14 protein-coding genes and 1 pseudogene are annotated in these 15,402 nt (G+C 64.0%); 7 read left to right on the top strand and 8 right to left on the bottom strand.

Annotated elements, in window-relative coordinates:
• Positions 1–6: 6 nt before the first annotated feature.
• The 3 genes from NKI06_RS04650 to NKI06_RS04640 all read left to right on the top strand — a co-directional run bounded on the left by NKI06_RS04650 (position 7) and on the right by NKI06_RS04640 (position 1,663).
• A complete protein-coding gene (locus NKI06_RS04650) occupies positions 7–1,002 on the top strand; it encodes a GlxA family transcriptional regulator (RefSeq protein ID WP_023728507.1) in 996 nt (331 codons plus the stop codon).
• A gap of 68 nt (positions 1,003–1,070) precedes the next feature.
• The gene (locus NKI06_RS04645) at positions 1,071–1,352 is read left to right on the top strand and encodes a type II toxin-antitoxin system ParD family antitoxin (RefSeq protein WP_023669694.1); all 282 of its coding nucleotides are present in this window, start codon (positions 1,071–1,073) and stop codon (positions 1,350–1,352) included.
• A complete protein-coding gene (locus NKI06_RS04640) occupies positions 1,349–1,663 on the top strand; it encodes a type II toxin-antitoxin system RelE/ParE family toxin (protein WP_352984249.1) in 315 nt (104 codons plus the stop codon). Before NKI06_RS04645 ends, NKI06_RS04640 begins: the two co-directional genes overlap by 4 nt.
• Here the strand turns inward: NKI06_RS04640 and NKI06_RS04635 are convergent.
• From NKI06_RS04635 to eglC, 3 genes are read right to left on the bottom strand one after another with little or no spacing between them, the layout of a single operon-like run.
• Positions 1,650–2,969 (bottom strand): HlyD family type I secretion periplasmic adaptor subunit, encoded by a 1,320-nt coding sequence (locus NKI06_RS04635; RefSeq protein ID WP_352984247.1) that lies wholly within the window; start codon positions 2,967–2,969, stop codon positions 1,650–1,652. The genes NKI06_RS04640 and NKI06_RS04635 overlap by 14 nt on opposite strands.
• Positions 2,970–2,972: 3 nt before the next feature.
• Positions 2,973–4,733, bottom strand: coding sequence for a type I secretion system permease/ATPase (locus NKI06_RS04630; protein ID WP_352984246.1), 1,761 nt, complete (start codon positions 4,731–4,733; stop codon positions 2,973–2,975).
• Entirely contained in the window at positions 4,734–6,158 is a 1,425-nt protein-coding gene (eglC, locus tag NKI06_RS04625; protein ID WP_352984244.1) for an endo-1,3-1,4-beta-glycanase EglC, read from the bottom strand. It lies immediately after the preceding gene.
• Positions 6,159–6,572: 414 nt separating this feature from the next.
• Here eglC and NKI06_RS04620 point away from each other — a divergent pair, with 414 nt between their 5' ends.
• Positions 6,573–7,016, top strand: coding sequence for an SRPBCC family protein (locus NKI06_RS04620; protein WP_352984242.1), 444 nt, complete (start codon positions 6,573–6,575; stop codon positions 7,014–7,016).
• A gap of 70 nt (positions 7,017–7,086) precedes the next feature.
• Here NKI06_RS04620 and NKI06_RS04615 read toward each other — a convergent pair.
• The 3 genes and pseudogenes from NKI06_RS04615 to NKI06_RS04605 all read right to left on the bottom strand — a co-directional run bounded on the left by NKI06_RS04615 (position 7,087) and on the right by NKI06_RS04605 (position 10,460).
• Positions 7,087–8,036: pseudogene (locus NKI06_RS04615) on the bottom strand (hypothetical protein).
• A gap of 143 nt (positions 8,037–8,179) precedes the next feature.
• Complete coding sequence (locus NKI06_RS04610) at positions 8,180–9,682, bottom strand: helicase HerA domain-containing protein (protein ID WP_023728513.1); 1,503 nt, start codon at positions 9,680–9,682, stop codon at positions 8,180–8,182.
• Between the two features lie 136 nt (positions 9,683–9,818).
• Complete coding sequence (locus NKI06_RS04605; protein ID WP_023710834.1) at positions 9,819–10,460, bottom strand: glutathione S-transferase family protein; 642 nt, start codon at positions 10,458–10,460, stop codon at positions 9,819–9,821.
• Positions 10,461–10,606: 146 nt separating this feature from the next.
• Between NKI06_RS04605 and NKI06_RS04600 the strand changes: the two genes are divergently transcribed.
• Positions 10,607–10,837: a hypothetical protein gene (locus NKI06_RS04600; protein ID WP_352984240.1), complete on the top strand. Its 231-nt coding sequence runs from the start codon at positions 10,607–10,609 to the stop codon at positions 10,835–10,837.
• Between the two features lie 132 nt (positions 10,838–10,969).
• On the opposite strand, the gene NKI06_RS04595 is transcribed toward NKI06_RS04600, so the two are convergent.
• A complete protein-coding gene (locus tag NKI06_RS04595) occupies positions 10,970–11,455 on the bottom strand; it encodes a hypothetical protein (RefSeq protein ID WP_352984238.1) in 486 nt (161 codons plus the stop codon).
• 175 nt (positions 11,456–11,630) lie between these two features.
• Here NKI06_RS04595 and NKI06_RS04590 point away from each other — a divergent pair, with 175 nt between their 5' ends.
• Positions 11,631–11,996, top strand: coding sequence for a RidA family protein (locus tag NKI06_RS04590; RefSeq protein ID WP_352984237.1), 366 nt, complete (start codon positions 11,631–11,633; stop codon positions 11,994–11,996).
• Between the two features lie 103 nt (positions 11,997–12,099).
• Positions 12,100–13,326 carry an amidohydrolase/deacetylase family metallohydrolase gene (locus tag NKI06_RS04585; RefSeq protein WP_352984235.1) on the top strand — a complete coding sequence of 409 codons (1,227 nt, stop codon included), beginning with the start codon at positions 12,100–12,102 and terminating at the stop codon, positions 13,324–13,326.
• A gap of 154 nt (positions 13,327–13,480) precedes the next feature.
• Here NKI06_RS04585 and NKI06_RS04580 read toward each other — a convergent pair whose 3' ends face one another.
• Positions 13,481–15,271 (bottom strand): NAD(P)-binding domain-containing protein, encoded by a 1,791-nt coding sequence (locus NKI06_RS04580; protein ID WP_352984274.1) that lies wholly within the window; start codon positions 15,269–15,271, stop codon positions 13,481–13,483.
• Positions 15,272–15,402 lie beyond the last annotated feature (131 nt).

Genomic DNA, 15,402 nt, shown 5'->3' with positions numbered 1-15,402 from the left:
GCAACAATGGCTAGGCGGTTTGCGTTTCTCTTGGTTCGCGACTTCACGCTGTCGCCGCTGTCGCTGTTCATCGACACGCTGCGGCTCGCCGGCGATGAAGGCGACCGCAGCCGCCGGATCGAGTTCGACTGGGAGATCGTCGGCGAGCGTGGCCTGCCGATCCGGGCGAGTTGCGGTGTCGAGTTGCTGCCGACCAAGGCGATCGGCAATCCGCAGGAGTTCGACAATGTCGTCGTGGTCGGTGGCCTGCTCGACACCAACCGCAGCCTCAGCTCCGAAAAGGAGGCCTTTCTGTTGCGGGCGGCCGAAAAGGGCGTGCCGCTGACGGCACTCTGCACCGGCAGCTTCGTGCTCGCGCGCTACGGTCTGCTCGATGGCTACAGTGCTGCCGTCAGCTGGTTTCACATCAAGGACTTCCGCAGCCAATTCCCTGATGTGAACGCCCATGCCGACAGCCTGTTTTCCGTCGATAGGGGCCGCTCGACCTGCGCCGGAGGCACGGGTGCGGCCGACCTTGCCGGCCATTTCGTGTCGCAGTTCATCGGCCGCAAGGCTGCGGAAAAAGCCGCCAAGATCCTCGTGCTCGACCGCATCCGCTCGAGCCTGGATGTGCAGCCCGTCGGCGATCTCTTTCCGGCCGCGTCGAGCCGAGCGGTGAAACGGGCGCTGCTTCTGATGGAAAGCAATCTCCAGGAGACGCTGTCGGTCGCCGAGATCGCGGGCCGGTTGCATTTATCCCGGCGCCAGCTTGAGCGGCTGTTCGGCGCCGAGCTCGGCATCGGCCCGATGGCCGCCTATCTTGCGCTGCGCGTACATCAGGCCAAGTCGCTGCTGGAGGGGAGCGACTTGGCAATCGGCGACATCGCCTACCGCTGCGGTTTTCCCAATGCCGGCCATTTCAGCCGTGTCTTCCGCCATCAGACCGGTATCACGCCGACCCATCTCAGGCATCCGAACCGAATGTCCGGTGTCTTTGCCGACGGCAAGGGGAGCGGTCCCTAAGCCTATATTGGGGCGTGCGATCTCGCCGTTGGTATGATAATATCATACCAACCTGATAGGAGGGATCCATGTCCGCCACCGAAAAACGCACCTTCAGCCTGCCGGCCGAGCAGGCTGCTTTCATCGACCAGCTCGTTCGGTCCGGCACATACGCGACCAGCAGTGAAGTGATCCGCGCCGGTCTTCGCGCATTGCAGGAACGCGACGCCGCCGTGGAGCGCTGGCTGCGTGAGGAGGTCGCGCCGACCTATGATAGGTGGAAGGCAGACCCCTCCCAGGCCATCCCGGCCGACAAGTCTTTTGACAGCATCCGCGCACATCACGCAGCTCGCCTCAAGGGGAACGTGTGAAGCGCCGGCATGTTGTCCTTTTGCCGGAAGCCCAGACGGACCTGTTATGGATATACGATACGGTCGCTCACGCATCCGGCAACCTCACCGCCCTTCGCTACATCGAGCGGATCGAGCGATTTTGCCTGGGTCTCGACTATGCCTCGGAACGCGGAACCCTAAGGGATGATGTGCGGCTGGGGCTTCGCATCGTTGGCTTCGAGCGCCGCCTGACTGTGGCCTCCACCGTAGAAGGCGACCAGGTGGTGATTCTCAGGGTGTTCTACGGCGGCGTCAACTGGGAGGACGAGTTGGCGCCTATCGCTCCGTGAACGCCCGCGCGAACGAGTCCAGCATCGGCCGCGCCAGATATTCGAGGAAGGTTCGGTCGCCGGTGCTGATAAACGCCTCGACCGGCGTTCCCGGGTAAAGCTGCTCGGCTTTCACGCCCTGCGGCAGCGTGTCGGTGATCTTCAGCCTGGCGCGGAAATACGCCTCATGCGTGGTTTCATCGATCAGCCGGTCGGCGGAAATTTGCGTCACCGTAGCCGGGACCTCAGGGGTGAGGCGCGCGTTCAGGGCGGACAGCCTGAGCTTCGCCGGCTGGCCGACGCGAACCAGGTCCACGTCTTTCGGCCGCAGCTTCGCGTCGACGATGAGGCCCGACGCGGTCGGCAGGATCTCCATGATCTTCTGCCCCGGCGCAATCACGCTGCCTTTGAAGTTGTAGATCGAGGATACCACGATGCCGGCTGCCGGCGCCTTGATCGTCGTGCGCCCCAGCACCGCCTCGGCTGCGGTGATCTGTTCGCCGATGTCGGCCAGGCTGGTGCGGACCTCGTCGAGCTTGGTCAGCGCGTCCTCGACGCGCTGCGTGGTCGCGCGCTCGACCTGCGCCTGGGCTTCGACGATCTGCGTCTTGGTCGCTGCGATATCCGCCTCCAGCGCGCCGGCCTGGCCGACCAGATCGGCCTCGCTGCGCAGAAGCTGCGAATATTCGCTGCGGTTGGTGAGACCCTTGTCGAGCAGGCCGGTCTTGATGCCGAGTTCCTTCTTTACGATCTCGGCCTGTTGCTGAATGGCCAGTTTCTGCGCCTCCAGTCCCAGCGCCGACTCACGATGCATGGCGACGCGCTGCGCCAGGATCGACTGCTCGGACCGGAACCGGGCGAGCCTGGCCTCGAACTCCTTCTGCTGTTCGTGCACCAGATTGTCGAAATCGCGCTGGAACGGCGCGGGTGCTGCTTCGGCGATCGGCGCCAGCCTGTCCGATCCGTCGCGCTCGGCCTCAAGTCGCGCGGCACTTGCCCTGAGCGCGATCGTCTGTCTGGTCAGCCGGTTGAGGTCGGTCTCGGCCGCCCTGCGGTCGAGCAGGACCAGCGGTTCGCCTTGTTGCACGCGGTCGCCTTCATGCACCAGCAACTGCGCGATGATGCCGCCCTCGGGGTGCTGGATGAGGATGTTGCCGCCCGTCGCCGAGATCGTGCCGGAGGTGATCACCGCGCCGGAGAGCGGCGCGTTCGCCGCCCAATAGCCGAAGCAGCCGACGAAGAGCACTATGGCCACGTAGCCGACGACGGCCATGCGGCGGAAGTCGGTGCGCGGTCGACCTTCGAAGGCGAGGCTCTGCTGCATCATCGTCTATGACCCGAAGCGGACGCTGTGCGGGCGCACGGTCGGCACGAACGAGCCTGTCACCACCGCGCTCCCGGCCTTGCCGGCCGCCGGTTGCCTCAGCACCTCGCTGGCGGGGCCGAAAGCTTCGACCATGCCGTTGCGCAGGACCATGACGCGGTCGCAGGCCGCGGCGATCGAAGGGCGATGCGTGATGACGACTGTGGTGACGCTTGCACTTCGCGCGGCCGAAAGCATAGCTTCGAGCGCCGCCTCCCCACTGCCGTCGAGATGGGCGTTGGGCTCGTCCAGCACCAGCATGCGTGGCTTGCCGTAGAAGGCGCGCGCCAGCCCGATCCGCTGGCGCTCGCCGCCCGACAGCACGGTTTGCGACTGCCCGATCACAGTCTGATAGCCGTCGCCCAGCGTAAGGATCAGCCCATGCGCCTCGGCGCGCCTGGCCGCTTCGACGATCGCGGCGTCATCGGCGTCGGGTTCGAAGCGGGCGACATTTTGCGAGATCGATCCGGGGAAAAGCTCCACCTCCTGCGCGAGATAGCCGATATGCCTGCCGAGCTGGGCTTCGTCCCAGCTCCTCAGATCCGCGCCGTCGATCCTGACCGCGCCGCCGGTCGGCTGCAGTGCGCCCACAAGCAATTTCGCCAGCGTCGATTTGCCGGCCCCGCTCGGGCCGACGATCGCCACCGCTTCGCCGGCGCCGATGGCAAAACTCAGCCGCTTGAGGATCGGCTCCGTGCCGAAAGAAGCATTCGGCGCGATGAAGAAAAGATCCTGCACCGAAATCGCACCGGACGGATCGGGCAGCACGAGCTTGCGCCCCTGCGCTGGTTGCGCCGCAAGTGCTGTGTCCAGCCGCTTCCAGCATCGCTTGGCGTCGACGATCTGCCGCCAGGACCCGATCAGCTGGTCGAGTGGCTGCAGCGCGCGCGACGACACGAGCGACGACGCGAAGATCATGCCGGCGGTCATCTGCCCTTGCAGCACCAGCCACGCGCCGGCGCCGAGGATCGCCAGTTGCAGCATCATGCGCAGCGCCCGCGACGTCGCGCTGAAGATCGCATTGGCGCTTTCGGAACGGTCATGCAGGGTCAGCGCCTCAGCAACGTGCTGTCCCCAGACCGCGGCGGCATTTTGCACCATGCCCATGGCGCGCAGCGTGTCGGTGTTGCGGGCGAAGGCCTGCTCCGCCTGGCTGGCCACCGCCGAGCGTTCCGCCGACATGGCATCGTTCCTGCCGATGGCAAGCTGGTTGGCCACGACCAGGAGAAACAGCAGCACGGCGCCGGCGAGCGTCAGCCAGAACAGGACGGGATGGATGAAATAGAGCAAGGCCAGGAAGACGGGCGCAAAAGGCAGGTCGAACAGCACCGCCACGCCGCGCGACCTGATGAAGGCGCAAGCCGTGGCAAGGTCGTTCAGCGGCGACAGCCCGCTGCCGGCATGTCTGGCGCCAAGCGAGGCGGCGAATGTCCGCGCGCCCAGTTTCTGATCGACGGTGGCCGCTACACGCTGCGCGTAAATGGCGCGGATCGCGTCCAGCAGGCCGAGGAATGCGAGCGCGACGACCGCCATGACCGAGAGATAAAGCAGCGTCTCGACGCTGGAGGACGGCAACACCCGGTCATAGACCTGCAGCAGATAGAGCGGGATCACCAGGAGCAGGATGTTGATCAGCAACGAAAAGATGCCGATATCGGCGATGCCGCGCAGGAAAACCGGGCGCAGGCCGATGGCCGCATCCCTGAGTGGCGCGCGGTCCCGTGACATCTAGACCGCGTGCTCGGCTGTCGTGCTCAGATGGCTCTGCTGCAAATCGTTCAGCGTATAGGCGTGGATATAGTCGATCTTCATTTGCGCGGGCGTCGCCAGATGGTCGGGCGGCGCGCCGGCTTGACCGCCGACCGCAAGGTCGACCAGCATATACATGGGCTTGTTCATATCGGACGGCGTCGCCGCTTCCGCGACCTGGACGCCATCATAGGTCCAGACCAGCTTGTCCGGCGTCCACAACAGGCCATAGGTGTGATAGCCGTCGGTGTTGGAGACATTCACCGTCGACCCGACCGTGGTGTGGGTTCCCGTCTCATTTGTGTGCGCGGTCATGAGAAGCGCATTCGGGTTCTGCCCATACATTTCGATCACGTCGAGTTCCGGGGGCCATGAACCGTCTTCGGGCAGAAGCCAGAAGGCCGGCCACGCGCCGGCGTTTTCCGGGAGATCGGCCCGCATTTCGAAATAGCCATAGGTCTGCGAGAAGGTGTCGTGCGTCGTCAGTATGCCGGAAGTGTATTCGTAATTGTTGATCAGCGGCTTGATGTCGTCGGGCGCATGCGCCGCGGTTATGGTGAGCACGCCGCTTGCGACGCTGAACGGATGGACCGAGCTGGTCGGCGCATAATTGGCGTCGATATACCATTGCAGCTCGCCGTTCTGGGGCTGCGAGCTGCCGTTCTGCGCCCCCCACCAGAAATTGGAATCCCAGATGCCGCTCTGGCCGTTCCACAGCCTCAGCGTGTTGAAATCGTCGTTGAAGGACAGCGTCATGCCGGTCTTGTCGATCGGCAGCTCGAACTGGCCGGGCTGAAACTTGTCGATCGTGGTGTTGTGGAACACCAGCACCTCGCTCGAGCCGAGGTTCAGCTGCACGTTCGATCCCACCTGGACCATACTGGCGTGGACGGCCTCGAACGAGGTGAAGGCATAGCCGTTGAGGCGCACCGTGTCGGTCGCGCCGAAATCGGAGATCAGGTCGCTGCCATTGCCCTTGGCGATGATGAAGGTGTCGGCGCCGGCGCCGCCGATCAGCACGTCATTGCCCTTGCCGCCGTCCAGCGTCTGGCTGCCAGCGCCGCCCGTTATGATGTTGTCCTGAGCATTGCCGAAGGCATAGTGGCCGTCGCCGGTGACGACGAGGTTCTCGAAATTGGCGGGCAGCTTGTAGCTCATCCAGGTGTCGATCGTGTCGACGCCCGCGCCGTAGTTCTCGACCGCTTTGTTGATCGTCGAATAGAGATGGTAATAGTCGTCGCCCGCGCCGCCATACATGGTGACCCTGACGTTGGTGTCGCCCCAGAAGGAATCGTTGCCCGAGGTGCCGTAGCGGTAAGGCGCGCCTCCAGTCGCCGAGAACCAGTGGGTGGAAGCGCCGGTATAGGGAAGTGGAATGCCTTTGGCGTTGAGGACTGTGGTCATTCCGACACTCCTTGTGCGTGCTGTCTTGATCGTTCGACAACCTTCGAGCAACCATTTCGGATCAACTTTTAAATTGATCCATCGTTCCAGGGAATCATCCTATAGTACACGAAGAAGATCGTCGCCCATCATTTAATAAATAATGCCGAAGGCGTTAAGCTGATCCTAATACAACTTTGTAGGAGAGACTTACAATTTTAATAAATTGTGAGATCCGCGCCGAAAGGTTAGGCAACCTGTCAATGAGCATGCAATTGACGCGACACGACCGCCTGCCTGAGGCGGCGACTCGAAGTCGCGGGCAGATGGCTGCCGGCAAAGGGCTCAACAAAATTTGACAGGCTATGTCGGACCGGGTGAGGTTCACCCGTCCTTGGGGCATCGAACAACGAAACCACAAAGGATACCGAAGAGATGCCAAGCACCGTACGTTTGCACCGCGTTCTGACGACCAGCCCGGAGAAGGTCTACCGCGCATTCACAGAAGCCGACGCGCTGGCGAAATGGCTTCCGCCGAACGGCTTCACTTGCACGGTACACAGCTTCGACGCGAAAGTCGGTGGCGTCTTCAAGATGTCGTTCCGAAACTTCACGACGGGCGGCAGCCATTCCTTCGGCGGCGAATATCTCGAACTCGTTCCCGGCGAGCGCCTGCGCTACACCGACAGGTTCGACGACCCCAATTTGCCCGGCCAGATCGAAGTGACCGTGCTCCTGAAGAAAGTGTCGGTCGGCACGGAACTCGACATCACGCAGGCCGGCATTCCGGACGTTATTCCGGCCGAAGCCTGCTATCTCGGCTGGCAGGAGTCGCTGCGCAATCTGGCAAAGCTCGTCGAACCCGAGATCAATCAGTAGAGCCCATCGGATCGGCGGCGCCGCCCAGCCAGTCCGCGCCGCCGACAATGCCGAGCCGAGGACTCATCCCTCACGGCCCGGTGCAGATCGGCAACGGTTGTGGCGGCGGTGGCGGGTTGTCCTTGGCGTATTGCGCGATGATCGACTCAAGGCTCTTTCGCGGCCAGAATTTCGGCTTGCCGATCTCCCTCAGGCAGGACGCATTCCAATAGGCGCCCGATTTACCAACGGCGGTGATGTCGCGCGATTCCGGGTAGATATAGAGCGTCGTCGGATTGCCCTTCACCGTCGAAATGATCTGGTCGGCGTCGGCCGGCGACCAGCTGGTGCAGCCATTGCTGCGGCCGCCGGCATAATCCACCAGCTTGCCGTATGGCACGAAGCCGTCATGGTCGGCATAGGAGCTGTTCGGGTTCTTGCGCAGGCACATGCCGCGCAACAGCCGCGCCGCGTGGCCACCGATCACCCGCTGCCTGGCATTCGCCGTCTCCCCCTCACCGTCGAACTGGATGAAGGTGCGCAGCAGCGCCTGGTCCTTTTTTGCGCCGATGCGGTAAAAACCCTTGAATGAGGTCTTTGCCTCGCCGGTCATATAGGCGCCACCGGTCGTCAGGACGAGTCCAGGGCATTGCCGAAGTTTTTCGCGCAGCGTTTGCCGTTGGAGAAATCGACCACGCCTTTCAAATTGCGGCCGCCGCCATGGCCCGACGAGATCGCCCTGAACGACTGCTTGGCCTCGCAAATGACGTAGTAGCGCCGCCCTAGCACGCCATTGCCGAGATCGCCGGGGCGCGTCGCATCCATGGCGAAATAGCAGCCATTGTGGACCGCGCCTTGCGCGACCTTCTTCAGGTAAAGCGCGCGCGCCCGCTCCAGCACCACTTGCGAAATCTCGCCGTCGTCATTGCCGACATGGGCCTGCAGCCAGGCCGGTATATCGGAGGACGCGGCAAAAGACCGGGCAGACACCGCCAAGCCGATGCCGGCGATGGCGAGGAGGCCAAAGACAAAGACAGCCAGAGATTTCAACCGCACCGGACAACCCTCCCGCCCGAACCGTTCTGCGATTCTCGGAGACCCATCATAAATCGTCGCGCGCCGATCGGCGAAACACTTCTTGTTCAGAACCGCGCAAGCAAGTCAGGTAGCTGCCTGTTCGCCTTTCACAGCGCCAGGCTGCCCTGTTCCGCCTCCGCGGCATTGGGGTCGCCCGGCGCCGTCGCCCAGGCGAGCTCGACCAGCGTCACCGTGCGGCGGCCGGTGCCGTCGAGCTGGCAGACGATGAGGCCCTGCTCCTCGATATAGGTGAGCAGCCGCCGGGCGCGCCGCAGCGAATGCGAGCCGTAGGCGCGCGCGATCGCCGCGTCGCTCGGGCACGGCCAGCCCTCCTTGGCGGCGCGGGCGATCATCATGAACACGCCCTGCATGTCCTCGGGAAGCAGCGAGGCGCGCACGGAAACGTCCTGCCAGGCGTCATCGCCTGCCATGTCGGCGCCGAGCCCGGCGCGGGCACGCGTCAGCATGCGACGGAATTCTGAGAGGTCCGGCACCACCGAAGCGAGGCCTTCGATGCGGCAGCGGACGACGAACTCCTGATAAAGCACGCCGATGACGCGGAAACCCGCATCGGGCTGCGCCAGGATGGCGCGCAGGACACGGTCCACCCGCTCTCGCCGCTCGGCCATATCCTCGGCGCTTACCGCCGGTTCCGCAGGTTCCGGGCGGATCTCCATCGCCGCAGACTTCGCCGCCATCAGCTGGTCGAGCAAATCGGGCGACGCCATCCGGCGCGGCGCGCGCATCGTCTCGGGCGGCGGCGCTGCCAGGATGATGGCCCGTGCGTCCTCGAGCGCTGTTTCCGGCATTGCCATCAGCCGCGGCGTACCGTTGCGCGGGCTGGTCTCGGTCTGGCCGATGCGCACGCCGAGCGGGCGGCGCGACAGCGCCGGTCCCAGCGCCATGAAGTGCCCGCGCTCCAGATCGCGAAACGCCTCCGCCTGACGCCGTTCCATGCCCAGAAGGTCGGCGGCGCGCGCCATGTCGATATCGAGGAAGGTACGGCCCATGAGGAAATTGGACGCCTCCGCCGCGACATTCTTGGCGAGCTTTGCCAGCCGCTGCGTGGCGATGATGCCGGCAAGGCCGCGCTTGCGGCCGCGGCACATCAAATTGGTCATGGCGCCGAGCGAGAGCTTTCGCGCCTCGTCGGACACTTCGCCGGCCACGGCGGGCGCGAACAGCTGCGCTTCGTCGACCACCACCAGCATCGGATACCAATGCTCGCGGGCAACCTCGAACAACCCGCCGAGAAAGGCAGCGGCGCGCCGCATCTGGTTCTCGGCATCGAGCCCTTCGAGATTGAGCACCGTGGAGACGCGGTGGATGCGCGCCCGCTCGCCGGCTGCTTGCAGGCCACGCTCCGTATGCTCCTCGGCATCGATGACCAGATGGCCGTAATGGTCGCCCAGCGAGACGAAATCGCCTTCCGGGTCGATGATGGTCTGCTGCACCCAGGGCGCGCTCTGCTCCAGGAGCCGGCGCAAAAGGTGCGATTTGCCGGAGCCGGAATTGCCTTGCACCAGAAGCCGGGTCGCCAGCAGCTCCTCAAGGTCGAGCGCCGCCGGCGCACCCGCCGTCGTCTGTCCCATCTCGATGGCTACGGTCATGTCACGACTCTCCTTGCGGACAGGGCTTATCAACCCGGCCGCGAGCCGTCGAGCGCGCCATGGCAACTCGCCCGCTGTTCCACACCTATGCCGCCAAAGCGCCACACATCAGCCCATCTGCCCAAAGGGAAGCACATCAAGCGGAGTTGACCGGCGGCAGAAGCGGCGCTTCCAGCCCGTCGAAGGGATCGCGCCAGGCATCGATGGCTTCGAGCCGGCGATACCAACCCAGAACAGAGGGATAGTCCGCCAGCGGCAGGCCGGCTGCATCGTTGAACGGCAAAAACGTCGCCATGCGGAAATCGGCATAGGAGAGCGACTTGCCCACAAGCCATGGCCGCTTGGCGAGCTCCGCCTCGAGAATCGCTGCCGCGATGCGGAACTCCGCCAGCCCCTCCTCGACCTTGCCCTGGTCGACGGGCCCAATCCCGTAGCGCTGCTTGGTTCCGCGCTCGAAATGCACGGTGTCGCAGGCCCGCACGAAATTTTCCTTGCCCCAGCTTAGCCAGCGGATCATGTCGGGTTGGTCGCCGCCGCCGCGCCAGAAATCCGAACCCGCTTCGCGCGACAGAAGGCAGGCTATGGCGTCGGCTTCCCACAGGCTGCCGCCCGGCCATGCCAATATCGGCAGGGTAAGATTGGGATTGAGCTGACGAAACCGCTCAGCCTGCCCGGGCGCCATGGGTGCCGCAAACTCACACTCGACCTTGGCCTGCAGATGACGTGCAGTTGCAACCGCGAGGCGCGGATTGGGATTGCGGCTGAAGTACAGTTTCATGTCCGGTCCTGGATGCTGTGGGCTCGATCCTATCAAACACGCAACCGTGCCCTCCAGGCAATCTGGTCGGACCACGATTCCGCTGGCACACGCCGTCGTTCGGCGTATTATTTCCTTCGGGAGAGGGTTCTTGGCAGGAGGAAGCCATGAACGTAGTGCCGAGCGTACCTGTCATCGACGTGACAACCCAGAACCTTGTTTCCTCTGCGCTTTCCAGATTCCGCGCCGGCGATACCGTCTCGACTAGAGCGGCGCTCGACGCCATCCGCCGCATGGATCCAACCTGTGTCGACAGCGACGACGATCTCGTCGAACTCGTGGCCATGGCGGCAATTGGTAAGACCATGGCGGTCGTGTTCGACCACCGCTCCCGCTAGCCCTGTTGGACGAACCTGTCCCGTTCAACTCGCTTGAGCTCGAGTGAGTTCGGTTGGCGAGCTTTTACAACTGCAGCCCGGGAGGCGCACGTCTTCGTGCGCGAAGGCCGGCAGTAGCATAAGCGGCAAGACTCAGATCCCCAAGGGATGTGGCATGTAGCCGACGAAGCCGCCGATCTTCCAGTGGCCCGCCACCTTCCTGCAAAAATACAGCGTCTGCCATTTCAGCTTGTCGACGCTGCCATCGGCCTTGGCCACCGAGCCGTTGAACTTCTTGTGCAGCACGGCGCGGTCGCCATCGACGTCGATGTCGCGCATGTTGGTGACGCGAAACAGCGCCTCGCGCAGCGGCTCGGCGAATTCGGTCGCCGCCGTCTCCTTGGCCTGGCGCAGCCATTCGTCGCGATAGACGGCAAGGCTCGGGAATTGCAGACGCCAGGCGTCGGCATCGCTGAGGAAATGCGCATGCATGCCGAAGAAGCTGTCGGCGAGGAAATCATCCTCGACCATCGACCAGTCCTGACCGATAAAGGCGTCGATGTCGCGCCGCATCAGCATTTCCCAGAGCGCGTGACGATCGGCATCGCCCTCTGGAAACGGGTTCTTGTCGAAGGTCATTGAAATCTCCTGTCGGGAAAATGCGCCGCGCAAGATGCTGGCGGTCCGCTGATAAAGCAACATGCGTTTGGAAAAATGCTGCTTTCGAAAAAGCCCCCTATGAGGATCACCGGGACAGGCGTAGAGCGGTCGGCGAAAACGGGACGCGGCCCGCCATTCTGAACAGGAGTTTCCCTTGCCTAAAGAGTGTTTTGGAACATCCCACGTGCCGCTGTCGCCGGCCGTGCGCGCTGGGGATTTCGTCTACATCTCAGGTCAGGTGCCGGTCGACAGCGACCGCATTGTGGTCAAGGGCGGCATCACCGAGCAGACCGAGCAGGTGCTGCAGAATGTGAAGGCGGCACTCGCGCTGGCCGGTTGCACCATGGACGATGTCGTCAAGACCACGGTCTGGCTCGAGGACGCGCGCGATTTCGGCGCCTTTAACGCCGTCTACGCCAGGCATTTTCCGAGCAACCCGCCGGCTCGTACCACGGTCGAATCGCGGCTGATGATCGATATCAAGATCGAGGTCGAAGCCGTCGCCTACCGGCCGGTTTGACCAGTCGGGGCATGATCTCGAAAAGTGGAAACCGGTTTTCTCGGACAAACGGAAACCGTTTTGTCCAGAGATCATGCCCCAAAACGAAGAGAGGCGGGCGCCGATGCAGTTCGATCTCCTGATCAAGGGCGGCCGCCTGATCGATCCGGCCTCGGGCCTGGACGCGCCGCGCGATGTCGCCGTTGCGGGCCGACGCATCGTGGCCATCGAGGCGGCGATCGATGCCGAGCACGCCACCAAGATAGTCGATGCTCGTGATTGCATCGTCACACCCGGCCTCATCGACCTGCACAGCCATGTCTACTGGGGCGGCACCTCGCTTGGCGTCGACGCCGACCGGCTGGCGGCCAAGAGCGGCACCACCACCTTCATCGATGCCGGCAGCGCCGGCGCCGGCAATTTTCTGGGCTTTCGCCGCCATGTCATCGAGCGCTCGAAGGTGCGCATCCTGGCCTATGTCAACATCTCCTTTGCCGGCATATTCGGCTTTTCGCAGACGGTCTCCGTCGGCGAATGCAGCGATCTGAGGCTGTGCGAGCCGCGCGAGACGGTGGCGGCGGTACGCGAGCACGCCGACATCGTCGTCGGCGTAAAAGTGCGCTCCGGCAAGCATGCCGGCGGCGCCAGCGGCATCGCGCCGGTCGATCTCGCGCTGGAAGCCGCCGACCAGGCCGGCCTGCCGCTGATGGCGCATATTGACGAGCCGCCGCCCGGCCGCTCCGAAGTGCTGCCGCGGCTGCGCCGCGGCGACATCCTCACCCATTGTTTTCGGCCATTCCCCAATGCGCCGGTGTTCGCCTCCGGCGCGGTCCGGCCGGACATGCGGCTGGCCCGCGAACGCGGTGTCATCTTCGACATTGGCCACGGCATGGGATCGTTCGACTTCGCCGTGGCGAAAGCGATGCTGGCCGAGGGCCTCGCGCCCGATGTCATCTCCAGCGACGTGCATCTCTATTGCGTTGACGGTCCCGCCTTCGACATCCTCGTCTGCATGTCGAAGCTGATGGCGCTGGGCATGCCGCTGGTCGAGGTGCTTCGCGCCGCCACGCAAAGGCCAGCCGAGGCGATCGCCAGGCCGGAGCTTGGGACGCTGAAAGTTGGCGGTGTCGGCGATGTCGCGGTGCTGAGACTGCGCCCCGGGCGCTTTACCTTCGTCGATGCGGTCGGTGCGGCGCTGATCGCGGATCAGCGGCTCACATCGGACGGCATCGTCGTGGGTGGTGTCTGGTGGCCGAACGAAGCCGCCGACCACAACGAGACCGAGCGCTTCGAGCCGCATGCGGCACATACGCATGTCGAGGTCGCCGCACGGCATTTCGGGCATGGATAATCTCCCTCCTTGAGGGGGAGATGGCCGGCAGGCCAGAGGGGGTCGGTTCGACCGGACGCAAGCTCCTCGCGGCAGCTGGAGGTCAGCGCTCCACGCGCGGCGACTCCCTCTGTCGCCTTCGGCGACATCTCCCCCTCGAGGGAGGAGGAGATCGCTAGCGCCCTGCGTTACTCACCGCCCCAAACACCGGCGTCGCAATCCCTTCCATCCGCGCCTTGATCTGCAGCGCCACATATTTCGAGTAAAACCGCGACAGCGCCAGATTGCCGCCGTGGAACCACAGCGCGTCCTGCGCCGTCGGCTTCCACATGTTGCGCAGCTCGCCTTGCCAAGGACCGGGATCGCCCTTGACGCCGGAGCCGAGGCCCCAGCATGGCCCGACCTTGTCGGCGACCTCGCGCGAGACGATGGCCGCCACGGTCTCGTTCATCGACTGGTAGCCGGTACAGGCGACGATCGCATGGACGGCCAGCTCGCTGCGGTCGTCGAACAGGATGCCGGTCGGCGTCAATGAACTGATGCCGACGCCGCTCTTCACTTTGATCTCGCCATTGATGATCAGTTCGCAGGCGCCGACATCGATGTAGTAGCCGGAGCCGGTGCGGTAGGCCTTCATCAACAGCCCGGTCTCGTCCTCCCCGAAATCGATGGCGAAGCCGGCGGCGCGTAGCTGGTCGTAGAAGTCTGCGTCGCGTGCCTTGATCACCTCGTAAAGATCCCGCTGGCCCTTGGGTACAAGCGCGAACGGCGTGGACGCGACGATCAGGTCGGCCTTGTCGGTGCTGATGCCGCGCGCCAAAGCCTTTTCCGAGAAGATCTCGAAGCCGACTTCCATCAGAGTGTCGGATTTCACCACTGTCGTCGGCGACCGCTGGATCATGGTGACGTCTGCGCCGCTCTCCCAGAGGTCGACGCTGACATCGTGCCCCGAGCTTGCCGCGCCGATGACAGCGACACGTCTGCCGCGGAATTTCTCGCCGCTTGCATACTGGCTGGAATGCAGGAGTTCGCCCTTGAAGGTCTCGGCGCCGGGCAGCGCGATCTGGCGTGGCGGGCCATAGGCGCCGGTGGCAAAGACAATGTGCTTCGGCTTCAGCGTGATCTGCCGGCCGACGCGGTCGACCACCACAGTCCACACCTTCTCGGCCTCGTCATAGCTGGCGCTGAGGCATTTGGTGGCGACCCAGTAGTTGAGCTCCATCACCCTGACATACATCTCAAGCCAGTCGCCCATCTTGTCCTTGGGCGTGAACACCGGCCAGTTCTCCGGGAACGGAATGTAGGGCAGATGGTCGTACCAGACCGGATCGTGCAGCACGAGCGAGCGATAACGGTTGCGCCAGGAATCGCCGGGGCGCGCATTTTTCTCGATGATGATGGTGGGCACACCGAGCTGCCTCAGCCGCGCGCCGAGCATGATGCCGCCCTGCCCGCCGCCGATCACCAGGCAATAGGGCTGCTCGGTGGCGCCGAGGTCGCGCGTCTCGCGCGCCCGCGCCTCCGCCCAGGTTTCGCGCTTCGGATCGGCCTTGTGACGGATACCAAGCGGCCGCGCCGGTCCCTTTTGTTCCTCGAACCCCTTGAGCTCACGCACCGCCGTGAACAAGGTCCGGCAGCGGCCGTCCGTAAGGCGCACAATCCCTTCGCCCCGCGCGACCGCCGTTTCGAACGTGAACCAGGCCTCGACGGTGCCCTCATCCGAGGTCGCCTCGCCGGACAGCGTCCAGTGTGAGGGCTTCGCTTCCGCCAGCGTCGCTTGCAGCATGTCGCGGATCTCATCGCGGCCTTCCATCGTGGTGATGTTCCAGGTGAAAGCCAGCAGATCGCGCCAGTAGCAATCCTCGACGAACAGGTTGGCGGCGGCCTCGGCGTCATAAGTTTCCAGCGCCCGTGCAAGCGCGGAAAGCCATGTCGCCGCCTGTTTCGATGGTGCCATGTCGAGCATCTGTTTTTCCCTCATTTTGCGTTCCCATTGTTTCGAAAGACGGAGCCGCCGCAAGAGGGGTCGCGATATCATAGCGTCGGTTTCTAGCGGCCCGGAACGAGCCATCTCCCGGAAATCTTTATAGGAATTTT

Source organism: Mesorhizobium sp. M0772 (assembly GCF_040320135.1).
In the GTDB taxonomy this organism is placed as follows: domain Bacteria; phylum Pseudomonadota; class Alphaproteobacteria; order Rhizobiales; family Rhizobiaceae; genus Mesorhizobium.
The sequence above is the reverse complement of the archived record's forward strand: the minus strand, read 5'-3'. Positions and strand labels throughout refer to the sequence as shown.